The 19,449-nt window shown below is 71.7% G+C and carries 15 protein-coding genes; 7 read left to right on the top strand and 8 right to left on the bottom strand.

The genetic code is table 11. From position 1 onward, the window contains the following. Window positions 1–11: 11 nt before the first annotated feature. A complete protein-coding gene (locus tag ACFY3V_RS30035; protein WP_389778191.1) occupies window positions 12–1,058 on the top strand; it encodes a YihY/virulence factor BrkB family protein in 1,047 nt (348 codons plus the stop codon). Window positions 1,059–1,377: 319 nt separating this feature from the next. Next, entirely contained in the window at window positions 1,378–3,477 is a 2,100-nt protein-coding gene (locus ACFY3V_RS30030; protein ID WP_389778189.1) for a tetratricopeptide repeat protein, read from the top strand. Between the two features lie 34 nt (window positions 3,478–3,511). On the opposite strand, the gene ACFY3V_RS30025 is transcribed toward ACFY3V_RS30030, so the two are convergent. Next, window positions 3,512–4,372 (bottom strand): hypothetical protein, encoded by an 861-nt coding sequence (locus tag ACFY3V_RS30025; RefSeq protein ID WP_389778187.1) that lies wholly within the window; start codon window positions 4,370–4,372, stop codon window positions 3,512–3,514. Window positions 4,373–4,718: 346 nt separating this feature from the next. Between ACFY3V_RS30025 and ACFY3V_RS30020 the strand changes: the two genes are divergently transcribed. Both ACFY3V_RS30020 and ACFY3V_RS30015 read left to right on the top strand, forming a co-directional pair. After that, the gene (locus ACFY3V_RS30020) at window positions 4,719–5,732 is read left to right on the top strand and encodes a LacI family DNA-binding transcriptional regulator (protein ID WP_350946269.1); all 1,014 of its coding nucleotides are present in this window, start codon (window positions 4,719–4,721) and stop codon (window positions 5,730–5,732) included. 321 nt (window positions 5,733–6,053) lie between these two features. After that, the gene (locus tag ACFY3V_RS30015; RefSeq protein WP_362901135.1) at window positions 6,054–6,761 is read left to right on the top strand and encodes a neutral zinc metallopeptidase; all 708 of its coding nucleotides are present in this window, start codon (window positions 6,054–6,056) and stop codon (window positions 6,759–6,761) included. A 265-nt stretch (window positions 6,762–7,026) separates the two neighbouring features. Here the strand turns inward: ACFY3V_RS30015 and ACFY3V_RS30010 are convergent, their stop codons facing one another. The 4 genes from ACFY3V_RS30010 to ACFY3V_RS29995 all read right to left on the bottom strand — a co-directional run bounded on the left by ACFY3V_RS30010 (window position 7,027) and on the right by ACFY3V_RS29995 (window position 12,922). Continuing rightward, entirely contained in the window at window positions 7,027–7,977 is a 951-nt protein-coding gene (locus ACFY3V_RS30010; RefSeq protein ID WP_362901137.1) for a tetratricopeptide repeat protein, read from the bottom strand. Window positions 7,978–8,157: 180 nt separating this feature from the next. Beyond that, window positions 8,158–9,573: a hypothetical protein gene (locus ACFY3V_RS30005; RefSeq protein WP_389778183.1), complete on the bottom strand. Its 1,416-nt coding sequence runs from the start codon at window positions 9,571–9,573 to the stop codon at window positions 8,158–8,160. A 251-nt stretch (window positions 9,574–9,824) separates the two neighbouring features. After that, complete coding sequence (locus ACFY3V_RS30000) at window positions 9,825–9,965, bottom strand: hypothetical protein (RefSeq protein ID WP_350946273.1); 141 nt, start codon at window positions 9,963–9,965, stop codon at window positions 9,825–9,827. Window positions 9,966–10,162: 197 nt separating this feature from the next. Further along, window positions 10,163–12,922 carry a LuxR C-terminal-related transcriptional regulator gene (locus ACFY3V_RS29995; protein ID WP_389778181.1) on the bottom strand — a complete coding sequence of 920 codons (2,760 nt, stop codon included), beginning with the start codon at window positions 12,920–12,922 and terminating at the stop codon, window positions 10,163–10,165. 574 nt (window positions 12,923–13,496) lie between these two features. Between ACFY3V_RS29995 and ACFY3V_RS29990 the strand changes: the two genes are divergently transcribed. The 3 genes from ACFY3V_RS29990 to ACFY3V_RS29980 all read left to right on the top strand — a co-directional run bounded on the left by ACFY3V_RS29990 (window position 13,497) and on the right by ACFY3V_RS29980 (window position 16,487). Next, window positions 13,497–14,486, top strand: a complete 990-nt coding sequence (locus ACFY3V_RS29990; RefSeq protein WP_389778179.1) for an ABC transporter substrate-binding protein — start codon at window positions 13,497–13,499, stop codon at window positions 14,484–14,486. Window positions 14,487–14,639: 153 nt separating this feature from the next. Further along, complete coding sequence (locus tag ACFY3V_RS29985; protein ID WP_389778177.1) at window positions 14,640–15,428, top strand: class I SAM-dependent methyltransferase; 789 nt, start codon at window positions 14,640–14,642, stop codon at window positions 15,426–15,428. Between the two features lie 24 nt (window positions 15,429–15,452). Beyond that, a complete protein-coding gene (locus tag ACFY3V_RS29980) occupies window positions 15,453–16,487 on the top strand; it encodes a FecCD family ABC transporter permease (RefSeq protein WP_389778175.1) in 1,035 nt (344 codons plus the stop codon). Between the two features lie 46 nt (window positions 16,488–16,533). Here ACFY3V_RS29980 and ACFY3V_RS29975 read toward each other — a convergent pair whose 3' ends face one another. The 3 genes from ACFY3V_RS29975 to lgt all read right to left on the bottom strand — a co-directional run bounded on the left by ACFY3V_RS29975 (window position 16,534) and on the right by lgt (window position 19,342). Continuing rightward, window positions 16,534–17,817 carry a pyridoxal phosphate-dependent aminotransferase gene (locus ACFY3V_RS29975; protein ID WP_389778173.1) on the bottom strand — a complete coding sequence of 428 codons (1,284 nt, stop codon included), beginning with the start codon at window positions 17,815–17,817 and terminating at the stop codon, window positions 16,534–16,536. 161 nt (window positions 17,818–17,978) lie between these two features. After that, window positions 17,979–18,434, bottom strand: coding sequence for a GNAT family N-acetyltransferase (locus ACFY3V_RS29970; protein ID WP_362901147.1), 456 nt, complete (start codon window positions 18,432–18,434; stop codon window positions 17,979–17,981). Window positions 18,435–18,541: 107 nt separating this feature from the next. Beyond that, window positions 18,542–19,342 carry a prolipoprotein diacylglyceryl transferase gene (gene lgt / locus ACFY3V_RS29965; RefSeq protein ID WP_362901149.1) on the bottom strand — a complete coding sequence of 267 codons (801 nt, stop codon included), beginning with the start codon at window positions 19,340–19,342 and terminating at the stop codon, window positions 18,542–18,544. Between the last annotated feature and the right edge of the window lie 107 nt (window positions 19,343–19,449).

The following is a 19,449-nucleotide window of genomic DNA, read 5'->3' as shown; positions in this document are numbered from 1 at the left end:
AGACGCGGACCATGAACGGTGAAGAGCTCTCGGCCGACCACGCCTGGGCCGCCCTGCGCGAATACGGCCGCTGGCATCTGGTCCGCGACTCCTTCAGCAGGTTCAGATACGGCGAGGGCATGACCAACGCCAGGGCCCTGGCGTTCCAGGTCTGCCTGTCGATCATCCCCGGTGCGATCGCGCTGGTCGGGCTGAGCTCGGTGATCAACCAGGAGCATCTCGGCGAGGTGCTGGAGCTGGTCCTGAGCAAGCTCGCGCCGGGGGCGGGGGTGGAGGCGGTCAAGGACGTGCTCTCCGACAGCCACCGGCAGGCGGGCCGTACCGGGGGTGTCATCGCGCTCTGGCTCGGCCTGGCCACCGCCGTGTCCTCACTGACCAGCGCCATGGCCCAGGTGGAGCGGGGGGCGAACCGCATCTACGGCGTCGAGCGGGACCGTCCCTTCCACCGCAAGTACGGCAGGGCTCTGCTGATGGCGCTGACGGCCGGCGCCTTCATGACCGCCGGTTTCGTGGTGATGGTCGGAGGCGGCGCCATCGGCAGGGCCCTGGCCCAGGTCTACGACTGGAGCGACGGCGCCAGGGAGGCGTTCGACCTGGTGCGCTGGCCGCTCGGCTTCCTCCTCGCGCTGCTGTCGACCTCGGTGCTGTTCCGCGCCGCACCGCGCAGGAGGCAGCCCGGTCACACCTGGCTGGCGTTCGGCGCCCTGGTCTCGCTCGTCCTGTGGACGGTCTTCACCCTCCTGCTCGCCTTCTACACCGAGAGCAGCGGCACCTTCGGCGCCACGTACGGACCGCTCACGGCCGTCATGGCGCTGCTGCTGTGGTCGTTCCTCAGCTCGATCGCCCTCTTCCTGGGGCTGGCGTTCGCCGCGCAACTGGAGGCCGTCCGCGCCGGGCGGGCGGATCCCGTTCATCCCGACCCCGGCCCCACCGCGGCCGAGGAGCGAGAGCCCCTGGTCGGCGCGGTGGGTACGGCGGCCGTCACGATCGCCAGGACGCTCGTGGGAGCCCTGCGCGGGCGCCGGCGGGAGTCGGGGAACGGGCCGCCCCATCCGTAGCGGCTCATCCCTGAAGGCCCGCCCGTAGCGGCCCGCCCATAACGGTGCGTCCGTAGGCGCCCGTCCGTAGGCGACCCGTTCCACGACGACCGGCCGCTCCGCCGTCTCGTCCCACCCTGCCCCGTCCGGGGCGCCGCGTGATCATCGGAGGATCTCAAGGTCCCCCGGCGCTCCGGAGGGCGGCTCCCCCGGGCGCCCGAGCGTGATCTGGAAAACCAGGCGTGACATCGGGATACCCATCTCGATAGTCAACTCATCAACCAAGAGCCTCTTCCACCATAGTGAGATATATTCATGTGCGGATCCGAAGGGGGCGAGGGTGTCGGCACAGGAACGCAGGCTCGCGGCCATCGCGGCGGCATCGGCCGACGCCTTCCGGAGCGGCGACTACCACCAGGTGAGGGCCGAGGACGTCGCCGAGCGGGTCCGGCTGCCGCGGGGCACCGAGGGCGACAGAGGCCGCAGCGCCGTCTGGCTGTACAACGAGGTCAGGAGCCGGCGCGTGCTGGTGGCCCTCGCGGTCAAGCACGCCTTCGACGAGTTCACCTCGGACGACCTCGCGCCCGAGCCGCCGCGCTCCCTGCTCGACGCGCGGCGCCTGGTCACGGCTGCACTGCGCAGGGTGGCGCGTTTTCACCAGGTGGAGCGCTTCATGCTGGCCCAGGTGCGCCTGGGCATCGGTGACATCTCCACCTCCGAGAAGCGCCCGTCGGCCGGGCAGAGCCAGCCGGTGTGGGAGACGGCGGAGGTCTACGGCGCCACCGCCGCCGCGGGGTGGGAGGGCCGCGTCACCGCGTACGCGCGATTTCTGGAGCCCCGGCTGGAGCTCGCCGCGCTCGCGGTCGCCGTCCCGTCCGCGGGGTGGGCCGCGGCGAGTGCCGAGCGCCTGTCCGAACTCGCCTTCCGGTCGATGGCCGACGACCCCGAGGGAGTGGCGGAGCACCAGGCGACCGCGCTCTGCGCGCACTGGTTCGCCCGCGACCTGTTCCCGTTGGCCGGGGAGTGGGCCGAGCGGCTGCACACCGCCGAACGGGCCGCCGAGCTCGCCGAGCGGATGGACTCCGGCGGCCGTGCCAGGAGCCGTGCCCTGGAGATGGTCCTGCAGGTGCTGCTCGACGGCAGCCCCCTGCTCGCGCGGGCGGCGGAGGTCGGCGGCGAGCTGGCCGACCTGCTGGCGGCCGGTGACCTCGACCCGCGCACCCTCTGCGACGTGACCAGCAGGCAGGGTATCGCCCTGCTGCGCCTGGGCGACCTGCCGGGCGCGAGGTCGTGCTTCGAGCGGTCGCTGCGGGTGGCGGGAGGGCTTCCCGCCTCCGCGGACGCGACGTCGCTCGGCGCGCGGGCCCGGCACAACCTCGCGGAGGTGCTGGTGGAGGCCGGCCGTCCCTGCGAAGGGCTGCGCGAGCTGACGAAGGTGAGCGAGCAGCGCGTCGAAGGTGTCCCCGCCACCGGGGTCACCCCGGCGTGGCGGGGGTTCACGCTCACCCGGCAGGCGATGGCCAGGGCCGCCTCCCGCGCGGGCCGGATCGTCACCGGCGTGACCCTGGCCGAGGCGACGCTCGCCGACCGCGAGCAACGCCTCGGTCCCGACAGCGTCAACACCGCCTCGGCCAGGGTGACCCTCGCCGAGGCCCTGCTCGCGGCGGGCCAGCCCGCGCAGGCACGTCACCACCTGACCGAGGCGCTCCGGCTGCGGACGCAGCACCTGCCGCCCGAGGGCTACTGGCCCCAGTACGACACGGTGCTTCTGGCGGAGATCGAGCTGACCGCGGGGTTCCCCGCGCAGGCGGTGCGGCTGCTCACCGGGGTCACCGTCACCACGGAGTGGTTCGCCCGGCAGGTCTCGCCCCGGCTGGGCGCCGAGGCGACACTGGTCCGCGCCACGGCCCTCACCGCCTCGGGCGAGCCCGCCCAGGCGCTCGCCGCCCTGCGTACACTCCCGGCCGAACGACCGGTGCGTCGCGCCCAGGCCGCCGCGCAGCTGGCCCTGGGCGACGCGGCCGGGGCGGCGCGGGTGCTCGCCTCCCTCGCGAAGGACGAGCACGACATGGACGACGACTTCCCCGGCCAGGCCGAGCGGCTGCTGCTCGCCGCCCGGGCCGCGTACGCCCTCGGTCTGGAGGACGAGGCGGAGACCACCGGCGCGGCGCTCGTCGCCATGGGCGAGGACGTGCTGGAGGCCTCACACCCGCTGGTTCTCGCCGGGCGCCTGGAACTCGCGCTGTACCGGATGGGCTCGGGAAAGGTGGAGGAGGTGGCGCCCCTGCTGGCGCCCCTGCTCGACCGCCGCCCGCTGGCTCACGGCCGCCCGCCCCTGGGCGACGGGCACCCGCTGCTGGCCGAGGCCCGGTCGGTGGCCGCACGGGTGGGCGAGCCCACGTCGAGCACCCCGGAGGACCGTCTGTGGGAGGACGACTGACGTGCCGTCCCGGCCTGCCCGGTGGACCCGTCGGTCACGGTTCTCCGCGACGGGTGCCACGCGCCCCCGTACGGTGGGCTCGCCCTCCCCCGCGGCCGGGTGCGGCGGGCCGGCCGAGGTGGGTGAGCGTGCTGGCCAGGTCGTCCGCCGCCTTGGGCCAGAGCGGGTCGTCGTCGGAAGTGGCCTCCAGGAACAGGCCGAAGTGCCCCGCCGCCCGCTCCAGGTCGGCGGCGCTGCCGGTGGCGATCCCCCTGCTCCTCAGGAGCCCGCCCAGGGCGAACGTCGCCTGGTTCGTGGCCGGGTCGCCCTCCGGCAGGTGGGGGAGCACGTCTTCGAGCAGGGCGACGGCCTCGCCGAGATCGGTGCCCGCCCCCGGCCGGGTGGCGCGCAGGGCCAGCGTCGTACCCAGCCGGTAGCGCAGATAGAGGGCCGACCACCTGTCGTCGCACTCGCGCAGGGCCGCCCTGAGCCTGTCGACCGCGAGGTCCAGGTCGTAGGGCACGCCCCGGTCCGCGTGACGGCTCAGCAGCAGCTCGGCGAGGGCCTCGTGGTCGGCGGCGCTGAACCAGGCGTTCTCCTCGTGAAGGTCGTCCGCCTCACAGAGCATGGTGATGGCGACGTCGCGATCGGCAGGATCCCCGAACTCCTCCCAGCGGATCTCGTGCACCCGTCCCACCAGGGCGAAGGACCATTGGTCGCAGTCGTGGGCGAGGAGCCAGCCCGCGTGTTCGGCCGCCTCGTCGAGATCCGTCCGGCTCACGGTGCCCGGGAGATCGTCGTCGGCGCACCGGCGCAGGATCGCCTGGGTGAGCGCCTGGCGCCACCCGGCCTCGCCATAGGTGCCGTCCATCTTCGCCCGCAGGGCACGCAACCGCGTGACCTCGTCCCCAGCCATGCCGGATCTCCCTTCCAAGACTGTATGAAACTATATAAAGAGAATCCGCCCTTCCTTGTGGTAAGTAAATAACTGTCGCCAAAGGGGAAGCCGGACGGCGGCAGTGTGGCGCGACCGGTTCCTGCGAGCGTGGGCCCTGTGCCGCGTCCGCGCCGACGGGGCCTGAGCGCCGCTCGGGCCGCTGGTGGCGGCGGCGGCGAATATTTCCGGCGGCCACAAAAATTTTCCACCCTCCGATAACGATCAGGCTCCGGGGGCGTATCGGGCGAGAGTCCGTTGGGAGACGAAGAGGCGTATTCCCAGGCCACCGGCCACACTCCGAAAGGTTTCGGATATGCTGCCGGGCATGCCAGGTAAGCCCCGGGTGACGATCGCCCGCATCGCCGAGGAGGCGGGTGTCTCCGCGCCGACGGTATCGAAGGTGATCAACGGCAGGGCCGAGGTGTCGCCCGAGACCCGCAAGCGGGTCGAGCGGCTGCTGCGCGAGCACGGCTACATCCGGCGCACGACCGGTTCCGACGGCCCGGCGGGCCTGATCGACCTGATCTTCGCCGAGTTGGAGAGCCCGTGGGCGATGGAGCTCGTCCGCGGGGCCGAGAAGGCGGCAGCGGAGGCAGGGGCCAGCATCGTCATCTCCGTCCTGCACACCCACGCGGGCCCCGGCCGCGACTGGCTCGACCGGCTGGCCGCCCGCCGCACCGACGGTGTGATCATCGTCGGCTCCCACCTCTCGGCGCAGCGCTACGACCGGCTCAACTCCCGCTCGATCCCTTTCGTGGTCGTTGATCCCGAGGGCGAGCCCGCTCCCGGAGTGGCCTCGGTGGGCGCGACCAACTGGCAGGGCGGCCTGACCGCCACCCGGCATCTCCTGGAGCTCGGCCACCGCAGGATCGGCATGATCGGCGGTCCGCCCGACGTGCTGTGCAGCCGCGCCCGCATAGACGGCTACCGGGCCGCGCTGGAGACGGCGGGGGTCGAGGTCGACCCCGCGCTGATCCTGTACGGCGACTTTCTCGTCGGCTCAGGCCACGACCACGGCCACACCCTGCTCTCACTGCCCGACCCGCCCACCGCCATCTTCGCCGGCTGCGACCTGCAGGCCTTCGGCGTCTTCGAGGCCGCCAGGCAGCGCGGGTTGCGCGTCCCCGACGACCTGAGCGTCGTCGGCTTCGACGACCTGCCCCTGTCCAGGTCCGCCTGGCCGCCGCTCACCACGGTCCGCCAGCCTCTGGAGGAGATGGCCTTCGTCGCCGCCCGCATGGCCCTGGGCATCTCCCGTGGTGAGTCCCCCGAGCCCCGCCGGGTCGAGCTCTCCACCGACCTCATCATCCGCGAGAGCTCCGCTCCCCCGGCGGGCTGACCGCCCCCTCACCTTCCCGCCGTCCGCCGGGCCCGGTCGCGGACCGTCGTCCCCGTCGGGGGAGCGATCGTCTCCGTCGGGGGAGCGATCGTCTCCGCTTGGGGGCCATGATCGCGGGAGGGGCCGGGGGATCGCTTCGCGATGATTATGACGTGCCGCTAATTCCTCGAATGCGGCGACGAATTAGCACGATATTTCGTACGATCTCGCGATAGCTCCTCTCCCGTATTACCTTTCCTCGTATGGTGACGCTGCCCTGCGAAAAAACCCGGCGATAGACCATTATCCGGTATGTGGCCGCCAGCGACGGGGGAGAGAACCATGGCCGCTTCACGACGGAGAACCACCCGCCTCGCGCTCGCCGTACTGCTCACCGGCGCGCTGCTCGCGGGCATCGTGGGTACCGCGGGCACCGCGACCGCCACGACAGGCGCGAACGCCCCGGTGGGCGCCTCCGCCGCGAGCGGCCTCGACGACATCAACGAGGACATCCGCAGCGCGCGGTACGTCATCAACCGCTTCTGGGCGACACACTGGCCGGATTTCTTTCCCGGCAGGTATTCACCTCCGCGCGTTCTCGGCGGGTATGACGGCGCGTGGGGCAACACGCCGACATGCCGGGGATATCCCCTTCCCGATGACAACGCCCTGTACTGCTGGCCGCCCTACGACTTCATCGCCTGGGACGTCGACCTCATGCGAATGGGATACCGGCAGGGCGACGCCTGGGTCTATCTGATCATCGCGCACGAATGGGGTCATGCCGTCCAGGCCCGCATCCCCCAGCGGCTGCTGTCCCGGCAGCTCGAACTCCAGGCCGACTGCCTCGCCGGAGCCACGCTCTTCGGAGCCGCGGAGGACGGCATCCTGTTCTTCGAGACCGGCGACACCGAGGAGATCGCGGCGGCCCTGCGGGCACACGCGGACGACACCCCCTGGACCGACGTGAGCGACCACGGCACCGCCGCGCAACGCCTGGGCGCTTTCAACCGGGGCGCACGCCAGGGCGTGGGGGGATGCTTCGCGTGACGAGGGCGAGGACGTTCCCGGCTCACGACCACCACAGCACCCGGCTCACCGCCGGGTAGGACCCCGGCCCGGATGACGGAGGGGTCATCTGGGCCGGGGGCGTGAAGCCCACCCCCCGGTCCGCGTGCGGGTCTCCCCTCCCGCACGCGGACCCCCGGCCCGCACGAGTCCCCTCCTCCCCGCGCGGGACGCGAACCCCGTCCCCGCCACCGCGCTCCACCTCCCCGAGGAAACCGGCCTCCGGTTCCGTACGGGAGGCGAAGGGTCAGACGCGGATGCTTCCCGCACGTTCCATCAGGGCGGCCAGACGGCCGGCCCGTTCGATGTCGCCGGCGTGCACGGAGGCGGCTCTGGCGATCTCCAGTGGTTCCATGGCCGCCGGGAGGCGGCCCGCGTCCATGAGAAGGTCCGCCCACTCCCCCGCCACGGCGGCGAGGTAGCCGTGGTCGGCGGCCTGGACGTCCTCCGACAGGGTGAGCCCGCGGCGGATCGTCACCGACTCCGCGTAGGCGGCGATGGCCTCCTCTCGTCTGCCCAGCGCGGCGAGCAGCCACCCGAGGCCGTGCAGCGCGGTGGCGAAGGCCACCGCGCCGGCGGACGGGTTCTCCGCGGCGAACCCGCGCCGGATGGAGACGGCTCTCGTGCTGTGGAGCACGGCCTCCTCCAGCCGCCCCAGCGACGCCGTCCGCTGGGCCAGGGTGTGCAGCGCCATGGCGAGACCGGGCTCGTGCGCGACCGGGTTCCGCGCGGCGAGATCCCGGTAGATGTCGACCGCCTCGCGGGCGGCGTCCAGGGCGGCCTCCGGCCTGCCGATGCGACCCAGGTCGCAGGCGAGGCCGTTCAGCGAACCCGCGAGGTGGGGCAGGTGGTCGCCGGGGCGCGCCCGCGCCAGCTCGCGCCTGACGGCAACCGCCTCGCGGCCCACCTCGACCGCCTCGTGCCTGCGGCCCAGCCTGACGTACCGGGTCGCCGCCCCGGCCAGGCACAGGGCCAGGTCGGGAAGGTAGGTGTCACGGTCGTCCGCGGCCAGCCGCCGGACGATCGTGAGAGCCTCCTCGCTCGCGGCGAGCGCCTCCCCGTGACGCCCCGCCGCTCCGAGCACGCTGGAGCGGCGGCTCAGCGACAGGGCCAGACGGTGCGCGCGCTCCGCGGACGCACCGCCGTCCTCCACCTTCACCACGGTCTCACCGGGGTGCTCCGGTCCGCGGACCGGCAAGGGGTGGCGTCCATCCCTTCTCCTTGAGCATGAGAACTCTCCTTGAACTCGAACGGTGTCAACGGGATCCATCTCGCCTCCTTTCGCCGAACCGAGCCGTCGGCGACGATGACCAGATCTTCTGCTGTTTTGGAACGCTCCGATTTCGGAGGTGACGACTTCCCGAGGGGCTTCTCGCCCCTAGCCGAGACCTCGCGCGGAAACCCACCTCGTCCCGGCGGGAAACCCTCTGTCCCGGAAGTCGAGGAGGGCCCCGAGCCCCTTCTTCCCCGGAAGCGTCTCCGCCTCCCGCGGGCCGTCCGGCAGCACCTGCCAGACGGGGTCGCGCCGGAGGACCGGCCGCTCCCTTTCCGTCTCCCCCTCGGCTACCGGTGTCCAGAGCGTGCGGACGCCGTGCTCGTTGACGAGGCGCAGGCGGGTACGGCACCCGGGGCAGCGGATCCCTCCCGCACCGAGGTCCTCGCGGCGGGCGGTGAAATAGCCGTACTGGTCCACCCCCCGCTCGTTCCACGACAGGTCCATGTGCCGGTCCCAGTCGACCTTCGCCGCACGCCTGCCCTTGGGAGCGCAGATCGGGCAGGGCACTCGCACCTCGTCCCAGAACCGTGAGGACGCCAGTTCGGGGTCGCGGTGGCCGACGTTCCTCACCATCCCGGTGACATCTCTCCCGCCGCCCTCGGGGGGTCTCCGGATCTGCGGGACGGTGGTGATCGGATCGGCGTGGTTGACGAGCCTGGCGAAGCGGTCGGCGTGAGCGTCGCTCAGCAGGGGGACGCCCAGGACGGCACGGGCGGTGAGGTGCTCCATCCGCCGGATGCCGCCCGAGGGGCGGGCGGCGTACGCGGAGGTGATCATGGGAGGTGTGGAGCCGCGCGGCAGCAGCCACAGCGTGGCCAGCAACTCGCTCACCGTCCAGAACGACGCGAAGTAGTCCGGGGTGGGATGGACGATCGCCCTGCCCGTCGTGACGATCTCGTACATCAGCCGCGCCACGCCCTCCCACATCTGCTGCCGGGTGACCACCTCGGCCGGGTAGGAGTACTCGCGAGGCGACACCATCCGCACGGTGACCGAGTGGGCCTTCTCGAAGGCCTCGCGCCACTCCCCCGCCTCCCGCCGGCGCTCGCCGTGGAAACTGAGGAAGTAGTCGGCCGGCTCGTCGAACATCCAGTAGTGCGCCCGGGGTTCGGGCAGGCGTGGCGCGGGTGTCCTGACCGCGCCCAGCATGCGGCGCAGACGCCGCTCCAGCCACACGCCCAGCTCCGGGTTTTCCAGAACCTCACCGTGGACGGGGGCGTGGCTGGCGCGGGTCAGCACGTTGCGCGGCAGCGGGGTGCGGCTGAGGACGATGCTGCCCGGGTCGAGTTTGGCGCGCATGTTGAAGGCCTCGTAGACGTCCTCCGGCCCCTCGACCGAACAGTCCCACACGACGAAGGTCGACGCCCGCTGCGCCGCGAGCGCGGTGATCTGGCCGGCGCCGGGAAGAGCGACCGCGAGGCGGATCCCCAGTCTCGCGCAGATCGGCCGTATCCAGTTGTCCAGCAGGTCGTGACCGTCGTCGGTCGGTGGCACGAAGGCCGTCATGGTGGCGTTCACGCGACCGCCCCGGCCGACCCCGCGCGACCGTTCCCCTCGGGACGCACCACCGGCACGTCCCGTACGTCGAGAAGTGCCCGCGGTACCGTACCGGCCCGCGGCCGGCGGTGCGCCCGGCCCGGCTCGGGTCCGCGGCGCCGGCGTCCCGTTGTGAGGTGCGATGTGCTGCCCATCCGATGTTCTCCCCTGGCGTGCACTCCATGGACGACGATCTCCAGCCCCTCAGGGGGGCGCGGCATCCCCTCGTGCGGTCATCCGTCCAGGTGGGTTTCCAGGAGGGTGACCAACTCGATGACACCGTGGAAGGGGACGGGCTGCGCGGAGTCGTCGGACGCGACCGTCCCGGCGATGTGACCGGTGGCGGTCCTCTGGACGTCGATGGTCAACCGCATTCCGGCCTCCTTCTGCGGCACCGCTCTCCCGGCGCTCTGGCGGCGCCCACGGTAGTCGCCGGGAGAGCGGAAGGCGTCCAGGTACCACCCCTACGGATGGCACGACGGACCTTGACATGCCCGCTTCACCTGCACCGGCCCGGCCGCGCCGCCGGTATGCCGCTCCTGTGAGCCGGGTGTCCGGTCCCGGCCGCCGGTCAATCCCCGGGGTCGGACAGGACGGCGCGCAGCTCGATCCGGTTGGTCACGTTCAGCTTCGCGTAGATGCGGTTCAGCTGCGTCTCCACGGTGCTGATCGTCACCGAGCGCCGCTGCGCGATCTGACGGGTGGTCATGCCCTCGCAGACCATCGCCACGACCTCGCGCTCGGCCCCGGTGAGGCTGCTGAAGGCGGCGTTGGGGCCGTCCACGGAGAGCCTGAGCTCCCCGGCCGTCTTCAGCGCGAGGGCGGCGTAGGCCGCGGCGCCGGTGCGGTTGAAGGCGACCAGTGCCCGCCGAAGCAGCCGTTCCGCCTCGGCGTGGCGCCCTCTGGCGTGCTGGGAGCGCGTCATCACCAGGTCGATCCTTCCCGCCTCGATCGGCAGGCCCACCTCGCGGGCGAGTGCGAGGGCCTCCTCGCACTCCCGTACGGCGCGCGTGTGGTCTCCCCTCGCCGCGGCGATCTGGCCCCTGACCCTCGCGATGGACATCAGGGTCGAGCGGCGCCCGCTGGAGGCGGCCCTGTCGCTGAAGATGTCCAGCGCGGCCTCGGCCTCCTCGACCCGGCCCAGCTGGGAGAGCGCGTCGGCGCAGACCGGGCCGAACAGGTGGGTTCCCGGCTCCAGGGAGTCGTAGTGCGCCTCGATGGCCTCGGCCGCGACGAGCAGCCGCTGGGTGTCCCCCTGGGCCTGGGCGATCGCCGCACGCGCGCCCGCCGCGTAGGCGAGGCTCACCCTGCTCTCGACGATCGGCGCCCACTCCGCGGCCTGGCGTGCGTGCTCGCGCGCCTGGTCCCACTCTCCCCTGGCCGCCTGGGGGAAACACGCCAGGGAGTGCAGGAGCGCGTAGTCCCAGACCCGCTCGTTCTCCTCGGCGTCGCCGACGGCGAGCCTGGTGAACTGGACGGCGTCGTCGAGCCTGCCCCGGCGGAACTCGACCTCGCCCAGGAAACCGAGTGCCTGGCCGACCCGCAGCGCCTCGCCGCGCGTGGCCCGCGCGACGCCGTCACGCAGGTCGGCGGACGCGCCCTCGAGATCGTCGGTCCACAGCCGGATCATCCCGCGGGCCACCAGCCCGTCCAGCCCGGCCACCGACCCCGGCAGGTCGGCGTCCGTCAGGGACGCCAGCGCCTCCTCGGCCCGTCCGGCCAGGGTCCAGCCCAGGGACCGGGCGAACCAGGCGAAGGCCCGCACCCATGGCTCGTGACTGCCCGCCGCGACGGCGGCCGTACCGTATTCGACCATCTCTGGGTAGGAGATCTCGACCACCCCGATGATCGCGAGCTGGGCCGCGACGCGCGCCCGCAGGTCGGCGGGCGCGTGCGGGTTCTCCGCCCCGTCGCGCTCGGCGGCGCCCAGTGCCTGGACCAGCAGCAGCTTCGCCTCCGCGACGCGCCCGGAGATCAGTGCCTGGTAGCCGGCGACGTAGTCGCGCCAGGGACCCGGTGGCGCGGCGAGGACCTCACTCTCGTAGCGCCGGGCGACGGTGGCGTCGCCGGAGACCAGCAGGGTCTCCACGGCCGTCAGCAGGCGGGCCACCCTGTCCGGTCCCGGTGGTGTCAGTTCCACCGCGTGGCGGGCGTACACCGCGGCGAGGGGAAGCCTGCCCCGCGCCAGCAGGAACCGGGCCTCCTCCTGGGCCAGCTCGGCGAGCTCGCCGTCCGTACCGCCTCCGGACGCCGCGATCCCGTGCCACAGCGCGCCGGGGCCACCGAGCAGCGCGGCGCTGCGGTGCAGGGCGCGGCGGCGCTCGATGCCGGAGTCGTAGTAGATGCCGTCCCAGACGAGCAGGGTGGTGAACGCGAACTCCTGCCCCGCCGTCCCGGGGATCTCCTTCACCAGCCCGGCGCCGACGGCCTCCGCGAGGGGGGTGGTGGCGTCGGCGACGCCGGCCAGGGCACGCAGGTCGGTCAGGCCGAAGCGGCGGCCGAGCACCGCCGCCGCACCGACGACCTCGCGGGTACGGCGGTCACACGACGCCAGCCTCGCCACGACGGCCTGCGTCATGCCCCGGGGGGCGGGCAGCGGGCCGTTGCCGAAGTTGATTGAGTGCATCTCCACCTGGTCCAGCAGCAGGAGCGAGTGCAGCGCGTTGCCGTCGGTGTGCTCGTGCAGCCTTCTCGCGCCGGAGGGGGTGAGCCCGTCGTGGCCGGTCGCGACGGCGAGCCGCACCAGATCGTCGGCGGGGAGTCCTTCGACCTGAAGCAGGCGCCCCTGTGGCGAGTCGAAGATGCGGGCCCAGCCCTCGTGGAGTTCCAGGCGGGGCGCGTCCGGCGCCGCTCCCGTCGCGTATCCCGGAGCCTGGTGGACGACCAGGAGCATGACCTGGGCGTTGCGCAGGCGCCGGGCGGCCAGGCGGAGCGCGGCCATCGACTGCCAGTCGCCGCAGTGCGCGTCGTCGACGACCACGATCAGCGCGTCGGCGGCGACGAGTTCCGCCGCGAGGGCCTGGCCGACGAAGGCGGCCTCGGCCTGGCCGGCCAGCGTCCTGGCGAGCACCGGGGTCGGTAGCTGCTCGGCGATCTGCTCCAGGACGCCCCACGGGTGGGCGAGCGCGTCCTCGTCACCGAAGGCGCGAACGGTCCGCACGCCGGGCACGGTACGCAGGAAGCGCTCGATCAGCTCGGTCTTGCCGATCCCGGACGCCCCCCGGACACCCACGATCCGCGCGTCACGACGTCCGGCATCCCTCCACGCCTCCCCGAGAAAGTCGAGTTCCCGCTTCCGGCCGATGAACAGCGGAGAGGTTCTGCCGTACAACGCAGCGCTCCCTTTTTCACGATTCACATGTTCTTGACGGCGATTATGGGTCAGGAATCAGCCTGTCGGCACGCGTTTCATCTGAAGATTTCTCACGAAACGGATTCGAGTAAATTTCACGTCGTCCGCCCGCCTCGCGGATTCTTCCTGCTCTCGCACACGCGGAACGTCTTCGGACACAGGCCGCGACCACTCGGATACCCTGGCCCACACCGCACGACAGGTCCGCGGCACCTCTTCACCTCGACCCTCCCGCGGCATTTTCCGAAAAGGGAGCGGTCCATCTTCGGCAAAGGTGCGACGGCCCGCGGATACGGTCGGCCGAAAGCGGAGGCGACCATTGATTACCTCACCCGCGATACGCATTCCACAATTTCCGCATCGAGTAAGTGCCTGATGACACGAAGTGGCCGACACTTCGCATACTGCGCGAGACGTCACACGGCGAACACCGCGCGCGACTCCCGGCCACGGTCCGGCACCCCTTTTCGGACGCCTGGACACGAGCCCCCCTCCCCCCCTCTCTCCCGGTGCTGTACAGTCACCCATCATGAAAACCGTTCCCATTTTCATAGTGGGCTCCCTCCTCCTCACCCTCGCCGCCTGCGGGAGCGCGAGCGGCACGTCCACCGGCGTCGCCGGCGCGGCCACGCCCGCCGTCACGGAGCTGACAAGTTGTGGCTTGCCCCTCAAGGTGGCCGCGCCGCCGCGCCGGGCGGTCTCCATGGAGCAGAACGCGACAGAGATCATGCTGACGCTGGGACTCGCCGACCGGATGGCGGGAACGGCGTACCGGACGGATCCGGTGCTCACCGAGCTCAAGGCCGGCTACGACGAGGTCCCCGTCCTGGCCGACCGGTATCCCGGCAGGGAGGCCCTGCTGGCCGCCGGGCCCGACTTCGTCTACTCGATGCGCGCCTCCGCCTACGCGCCGGACGCCGGTGGGACCAGGAAGGACCTGGCCGCTCTCGGGATACCGGCCTACCTCTCCTCCAACGACTGCGAGGATCCCGGTCTCATCCCCTCCTCCGTCACCTTCGACGCCATCTTCGGTGAGATCGACGACATCGCGAAGATCTTCGGTGTCCCGGAGCGCGGCGAGAGCGTGCTGGCCGACCTGCGAAAGCGCCTCGATGTGGCCAAGACCACCGTCGGGAACGTGACGACCGGCGCGAGTGCCGAACCGAACCTGATGTGGTACTACTCCGGGACGAAGACTCCGGCCATCGCGGGCCGTGGCGGGCTGCCCGACACCATCGGCACGTTCCTCGGCGTGGGAAACGCCTTCTCCGACATCACCCAGCAGTGGTCCGAGGGAAGCTGGGAGAAGATCGCCGAGCGCGACCCGGACGTGATCGTGCTGGCCGACCTCACCCGTGGCGGTGACGGCGACAGCGCCGAGGCCAAGATGGGCTTCCTGCGCTCCGATCCCGTCGCCTCCCGGCTCACGGCGGTCAGGAAGAACCATTTCATCGTCGTCCCCGGGTCGGCCATGGACCCCTCGATCAGGAGCGTCGGCGCCGTGGAACAGGTCGGCAGAGGTCTGCGGGATCTCTACGGCTGACCTCATTCCCCGACATATCTCGACGTTCCTTGAAATACCTCGAACCCGGCGCCTCGGAACCCCGCAGACCTCCACCCGGATCACGGACCGCGGAGCACCGACGCCCTTCGCGGACGCGCCGCCGCACGACCACCGAACTCCCCGGAGACCACGATGACCGCCCCCACAGATGTCCCCCCTCCCGCCTCCTCCTCCGTGACCTCGCGTGACCTGTTCTCCTCCTGGGAGGAACAGCAGTCCGCCTACGTGGCACACCGGGAGAACCGCTTCCAGGTGATGCTCGACGTGCTCGACCTGCACTGCCCCGGCGATCCCACCGTGCTCGACCTGGCCTGCGGGCCCGGCTCGATCACCGAACGCGTACTGAGCCGCTTTCCCCGGGCCCGCGCCGTCGCCGTCGACCACGACCCCGTACTGACACGGCTCGCGCGCTCGGTCCTGGCGCGCCACGACGATCGTGCCACCGTGGTCGAGTGCGACCTGGCGCACGCGGGCTGGTCGTCCGCGCTGCCCGGCCTGAGCTTCGACGCGGTGCTGACCTCCACCGCGCTGCACTGGCTCTCCCCCGGGCAGCTGCTGGAGGTCTACACCGAGCTGGCGCGCCTGCTGCCGCCGGGTTCCGTACTCCTCAACGCCGACCACCTGCGCTTCGGCGACGATCATCCGGCGCTGCGGCGACTGTCGGCCTCCCACGACGCCGCCGTGCAGCGGGCGGCCTTCACCGACGGCGCCGCCACCTGGGAGCAGTGGTGGGCGACGGTGGCCCACCACCCCGAGCTCGCCCCCCTGCTCCCCGAACGCGAGCGGCGCTTCGCCGACCGCCCGCCGCAGCCTCCGGCCCCCCTGGAGTTCCACCTCGCGGCGCTGCGCACGGCGGGCTTCGCCGAGGTGGGAACCGTCTGGCAGTACCTGGACGACCACGTCGTCTTCGCCCGGCGATGACCCCCGACGCCCTCGATGACCTCGATGACCTCCTCACGGGCCGGGCGACGACGTGCTCTCTCGGTGGGCGGCGCCGGGCTGGCACTGCTGCCGCTCTCGGTGGCCCTCGCGGTGACCGTCGGCGCCGCGGGCCTGTCGGTGGGCGACGTGTTCCAGAGCGTCGCCGCGCACCTCGGTCTGCCGCTGGAACCCCCGCCCCCGCTGCGGGACGCGATCGTCTGGGAGCTGCGCCTGCCCCGGGTGCTGCTCGCGACCCTGGTCGGGGGTGGCCTGGCCGTCTGCGGGGCGGTCCTGCAGACGTTGACCCGCAATCCGCTCGCCGACCCCTACCTGCTCGGCATCTCCTCCGGAGCGTCCACGGGAGCGGTCGCCGTCCTCATCCTCGGCCTGGGGTCGGGGACCGCGGCGGCCCTGACGGCGGGCGCCTTCGCCGGCAGCCTGGCGGCCTTCTGCTGCGTACTCATGCTCGTCGGCGCCACCTCGGGCGACTCCCTGCGTGTCGTGCTGGCCGGGGTGGCGGTCTCGCAGCTGTTCAGCGCCCTGACCAGCCTGGTCGTCATCTGGGCCGGTGACGCGCAGAGCACTCGCGGCGTGACGTTCTGGCTGCTGGGATCCCTCGCCTCGGCGAGCTGGAGCACCGTCGTCCTCTGCGCGGCGGTGGCCGGGATCGGCCTGGCGGTGTGCTGGGCCGCCTCCCCCGCCCTGGACGCGCTGGCCTTCGGGCGCGACATCGCCGCCTCACTCGGCGTCGCTCCGGGCAGGACCCGGCTTCTCCTGCTCGTCACCACCGCGCTGAGCACCGCGGTCCTGGTCGCCGCGAGTGGCGCCATCGGGTTCGTGGGCCTGGTCGTCCCGCACGCCGTCCGCTTCCTGGTGGGCGTCCGCCACCGCGTGCTGCTACCGGCCTGCGCGCTGTACGGGGCGGTCTTCCTGCTGTGGGCCGACACCGCCGCGCGCACACTCTTCTCCCCGCGCGAGGTGCCCGTAGGGGTGCTCACCGCCCTGATCGGCGTCCCCGCGTTCGCGGTCATCATCCGCAGAAGGAGCACCCGATCGTGAGGAGCCGAAAACGCGACCGGAACCCCGGGCGGCCGGCGCGGGCGTCTCAGATGGAGGGGGGCAGGGCCGACGACAGCACGTCGAAGCGGCGGTCCCCCTCGTACAGGGGCGTCTGCGTCGAAGGGGACGCGGGCAGCGGGTCGTACAGGGGCGTGGGCGTCGGGATCGGGGTCGGTGCGGGAAGGGGCGGGGGTACGGGGCTCAGCGACCTGTTCCCGCTCTCGTACAGGACCGCGTACAACCCGCTGATCAGGCGCCGCACGTCCTGCTCGGGGCGGACCACCAGGCGGATGAACTGGCTGGTCATACCGAGCTTGTTTCCGCACTCGCGGACGAACAGGTTGTGCTCGTCGAGCAGTTGGTCGCGCAGGGCGGCGCCGTCCCTGCCACCGGGGAGCCGTACCAGCAGGAAGTTGCCCTGGGAGGGGAAGACGGTGAGGCCGGGGACCCGGGTCAGCTGGTGGCGCATCGACTCGCGGTCCAGGGCGACCAGCCGCAGGCTGTCCAGATACTCGGACATGTACCGGCGGATCATGAAGACCACGGTCTCGGCGAAGGAGTTCAGGTTCCACCGGGGCAGGGCGCGCCGCACCCTGTCCGCCAGGGCGGGGTTCGCCACCATGTAGCCGAAGCGGATGCCGTGCAGCCCGAAGTTCTTACCGAGGCTCTTCAGCACGACCACGTTCGGCCGGATCGCGGCCTCGTTCGCGACGCTCGGATACGGCTCGGCGTCGACGAAGTCGATGAACGACTCGTCCACCACGACCAGGTCCAGGTCGACGAGCCTGTCGAGCAGGGCGATGACCTCGTGGCGGCGCAGGTAGCCCCCGTCGGGGTTGTTCGGGTTGCAGATGACCGCCACCCGGGAGCCGCGATGCCTGACGAAGTTGACGAAGGCGTCCACGTCCAGCGCGAATCCCTGGTTCTCCGGCAGCGGATACATGTCCACGCGCTTGCCGGTCTCCATCGGCTGGTCGGTCCAGCGGCCGAAGGTGGGGATCGGCACCGCGAGGCTCTCCCTGACCAGCAGGTGGTCGATCCAGGTGATGAGTTCCGTCGACCCGTTGCCCATCACGACGGTCTGCGGGTTCAGGCCCAGCACCCCGCAGAGCTCGGCGGTGATCGTGTCGGCGTCGCTGGGATAGAACTTCAGGATCGTGGCGAGGTTGTGCTCCAGGACGCCGAAGGCCTCCGGGGTCGGGAAGTACGGATTGCAGGGGATACAGAAGTCGACCGGTTCCTCCCCCCGCTCCGGCGCGGCTCGGATGAGCGAGAAGTACGACGGGCTGTGCGCTGCACCGTGCGCTCGGCGGTGGGTGGAACCGGCCAACTGGGGCCTCCTGCTGACGAATGTTCACGCCTCTGACACCCCCAGCTACGCACCTGGATACCGGCTGGTTCAGCAGGGCGCCCCCGGGCTCGGGCGACTCCCGGGGATCCGGGGTTCACCGGCGGGAACGATCGATCACCGCGACCCGTGACCCCTGATTTTTACAGCCTCTTCGTCATGAACACGCTGTACGGGTCGTACTCGTAGTCCGCGAACGGCTCGCAGTACTCGAAGCCGAACTTCTCGTACAGCCTCCGGGCGGGCAGGAAGAACTCGCTCGCCCCGGTCTCAAGGCTCAGCCGGGTGAATCCCATGCGCCCGGCCTCGGCGATGATGTGCTCCAATAGCAGGGACGCCGTCCCGCTGCGCTTGCGCGCCGGCGCGGTGCGCATCGACTTCACCTCGGCGTGTCCCGCGTCCAGTCTCTTGATCGCGCCGCAGCCCACCAGGCTGTCACCGTCCATCACCGACCAGAAGGTGACCTCGGGCCGGCGAAGCCCGTCCAGATCGAGGGCGTGCTTGCTCTTCAGGGGGGTGACGGCTCGCATCTCCTGGACGTGCTCGTCGAGAAAACCGGCGATCTCCGGACCGGAGAGGTCGTCGAGGACAATCTTCATCAGCTTTCCCTTTCCGGGAGTTCGGTTCCGCGGACGCCAGATCACATTCTGGGGCCTCCTGGAGCCGGCCCGGTCGTGGGAGCGGCCGCCGACGCATCGGCCACCTCCTACCGATCCGCCGGAGCGGTTTTTCCGGCGGCGACGAGGTACGCGACCGCGGCCGTGCAGACGAGCAGGGCGGTCCAGTTGTTGAGGCGCAGGCCGAGGACGTGGGGGGCGGGATCGATGCGGAGCCACTCGATCCAGGCGCGACCCGCGCTGTAGGCGGCGGCGTAGAGCGCGAACGTCCGGCCGCGGTCGAGCCGGAACCGTCGTTCGGCCCAGATGACGAACCCGGCCACGCCCAGGTTCCACAGCGACTCGTAAAGGAAGGTCGGGTGGTAGGTGGCTGTGGACTCCATACCGGGTGGCCGATGGGCGGGGTCGATCTCCAGCGCCCAGGGCAGGGTCGTCGGGCCGCCGTACAGCTCCTGGTTGAACCAGTTGCCCCATCGGGCGATCGCCTGCCCGAGCGCGATCCCGGGCGCGACGGCGTCGGCGAAGTCGCGCAGCGCGATGCCGCGCCGGCGGCAGGCGAGCCACGCGCCCACCGCGCCGCCCGCGACGGCGCCCCAGATGCTGATCCCGCCCTCCCAGATCGCGAACGCGCGCAGCGGGTCGTCGCCCGGGCCGAAGTACTGCTGCCAGTCGGTGGCCACGTGGTAGATCCGGGCGCCGACCAGGCCGAGCGGCACGGCCCAGATCGCGATGTCCTCGACCGCGCCGGGATCGCCGCCGCGAGCGACCCAGCGGCGCCGGGTCACCCAGATGCCGACGAGGACGGCGAGCAGCATCAGCAGGGCGTAGGCGCGGATCGGGAACGGGCCGAGGTGCCAGACGGCTTGGGTCGGGCTGGGGATGGCGGTCACGGCGTCGAGTCTGGTTCAGCCGGGGCGGCGCCCGCATCGATCGCAACGCCGATCATGCGATCAGTCGACCGGTTGATGCCGAACGGACGGGAGGTTGATTATCGTCG

The organism is Streptosporangium sp. NPDC000095, assembly GCF_042899335.1.
GTDB lineage: Bacteria > Actinomycetota > Actinomycetes > Streptosporangiales > Streptosporangiaceae > Streptosporangium.
Note: the sequence above shows the minus strand (reverse complement) of the source record. Positions and strands in the feature narration are given on the sequence as shown.

Bases quoted from the DNA above. Each gene is read 5' to 3' on its own strand.
- ACFY3V_RS29980 (WP_389778175.1), top strand. From the start codon at position 15,453: ATGACCTCCTCACGGGCCGGGCGACGACGTGCTCTCTCGGTGGGCGGC.
- ACFY3V_RS29985 (WP_389778177.1), top strand. From the start codon at position 14,640: ATGACCGCCCCCACAGATGTCCCCCCTCCCGCCTCCTCCTCCGTGACC.
- ACFY3V_RS29970 (WP_362901147.1), bottom strand. From the start codon at position 18,434: ATGAAGATTGTCCTCGACGACCTCTCCGGTCCGGAGATCGCCGGTTTT.
- ACFY3V_RS30015 (WP_362901135.1), top strand. From the start codon at position 6,054: ATGGCCGCTTCACGACGGAGAACCACCCGCCTCGCGCTCGCCGTACTG.
- ACFY3V_RS30020 (WP_350946269.1), top strand. From the start codon at position 4,719: ATGCCAGGTAAGCCCCGGGTGACGATCGCCCGCATCGCCGAGGAGGCG.
- ACFY3V_RS30025 (WP_389778187.1), bottom strand. From the start codon at position 4,372: ATGGCTGGGGACGAGGTCACGCGGTTGCGTGCCCTGCGGGCGAAGATG.
- ACFY3V_RS30035 (WP_389778191.1), top strand. From the start codon at position 12: ATGAACGGTGAAGAGCTCTCGGCCGACCACGCCTGGGCCGCCCTGCGC.
- ACFY3V_RS30000 (WP_350946273.1), bottom strand. From the start codon at position 9,965: ATGCGGTTGACCATCGACGTCCAGAGGACCGCCACCGGTCACATCGCC.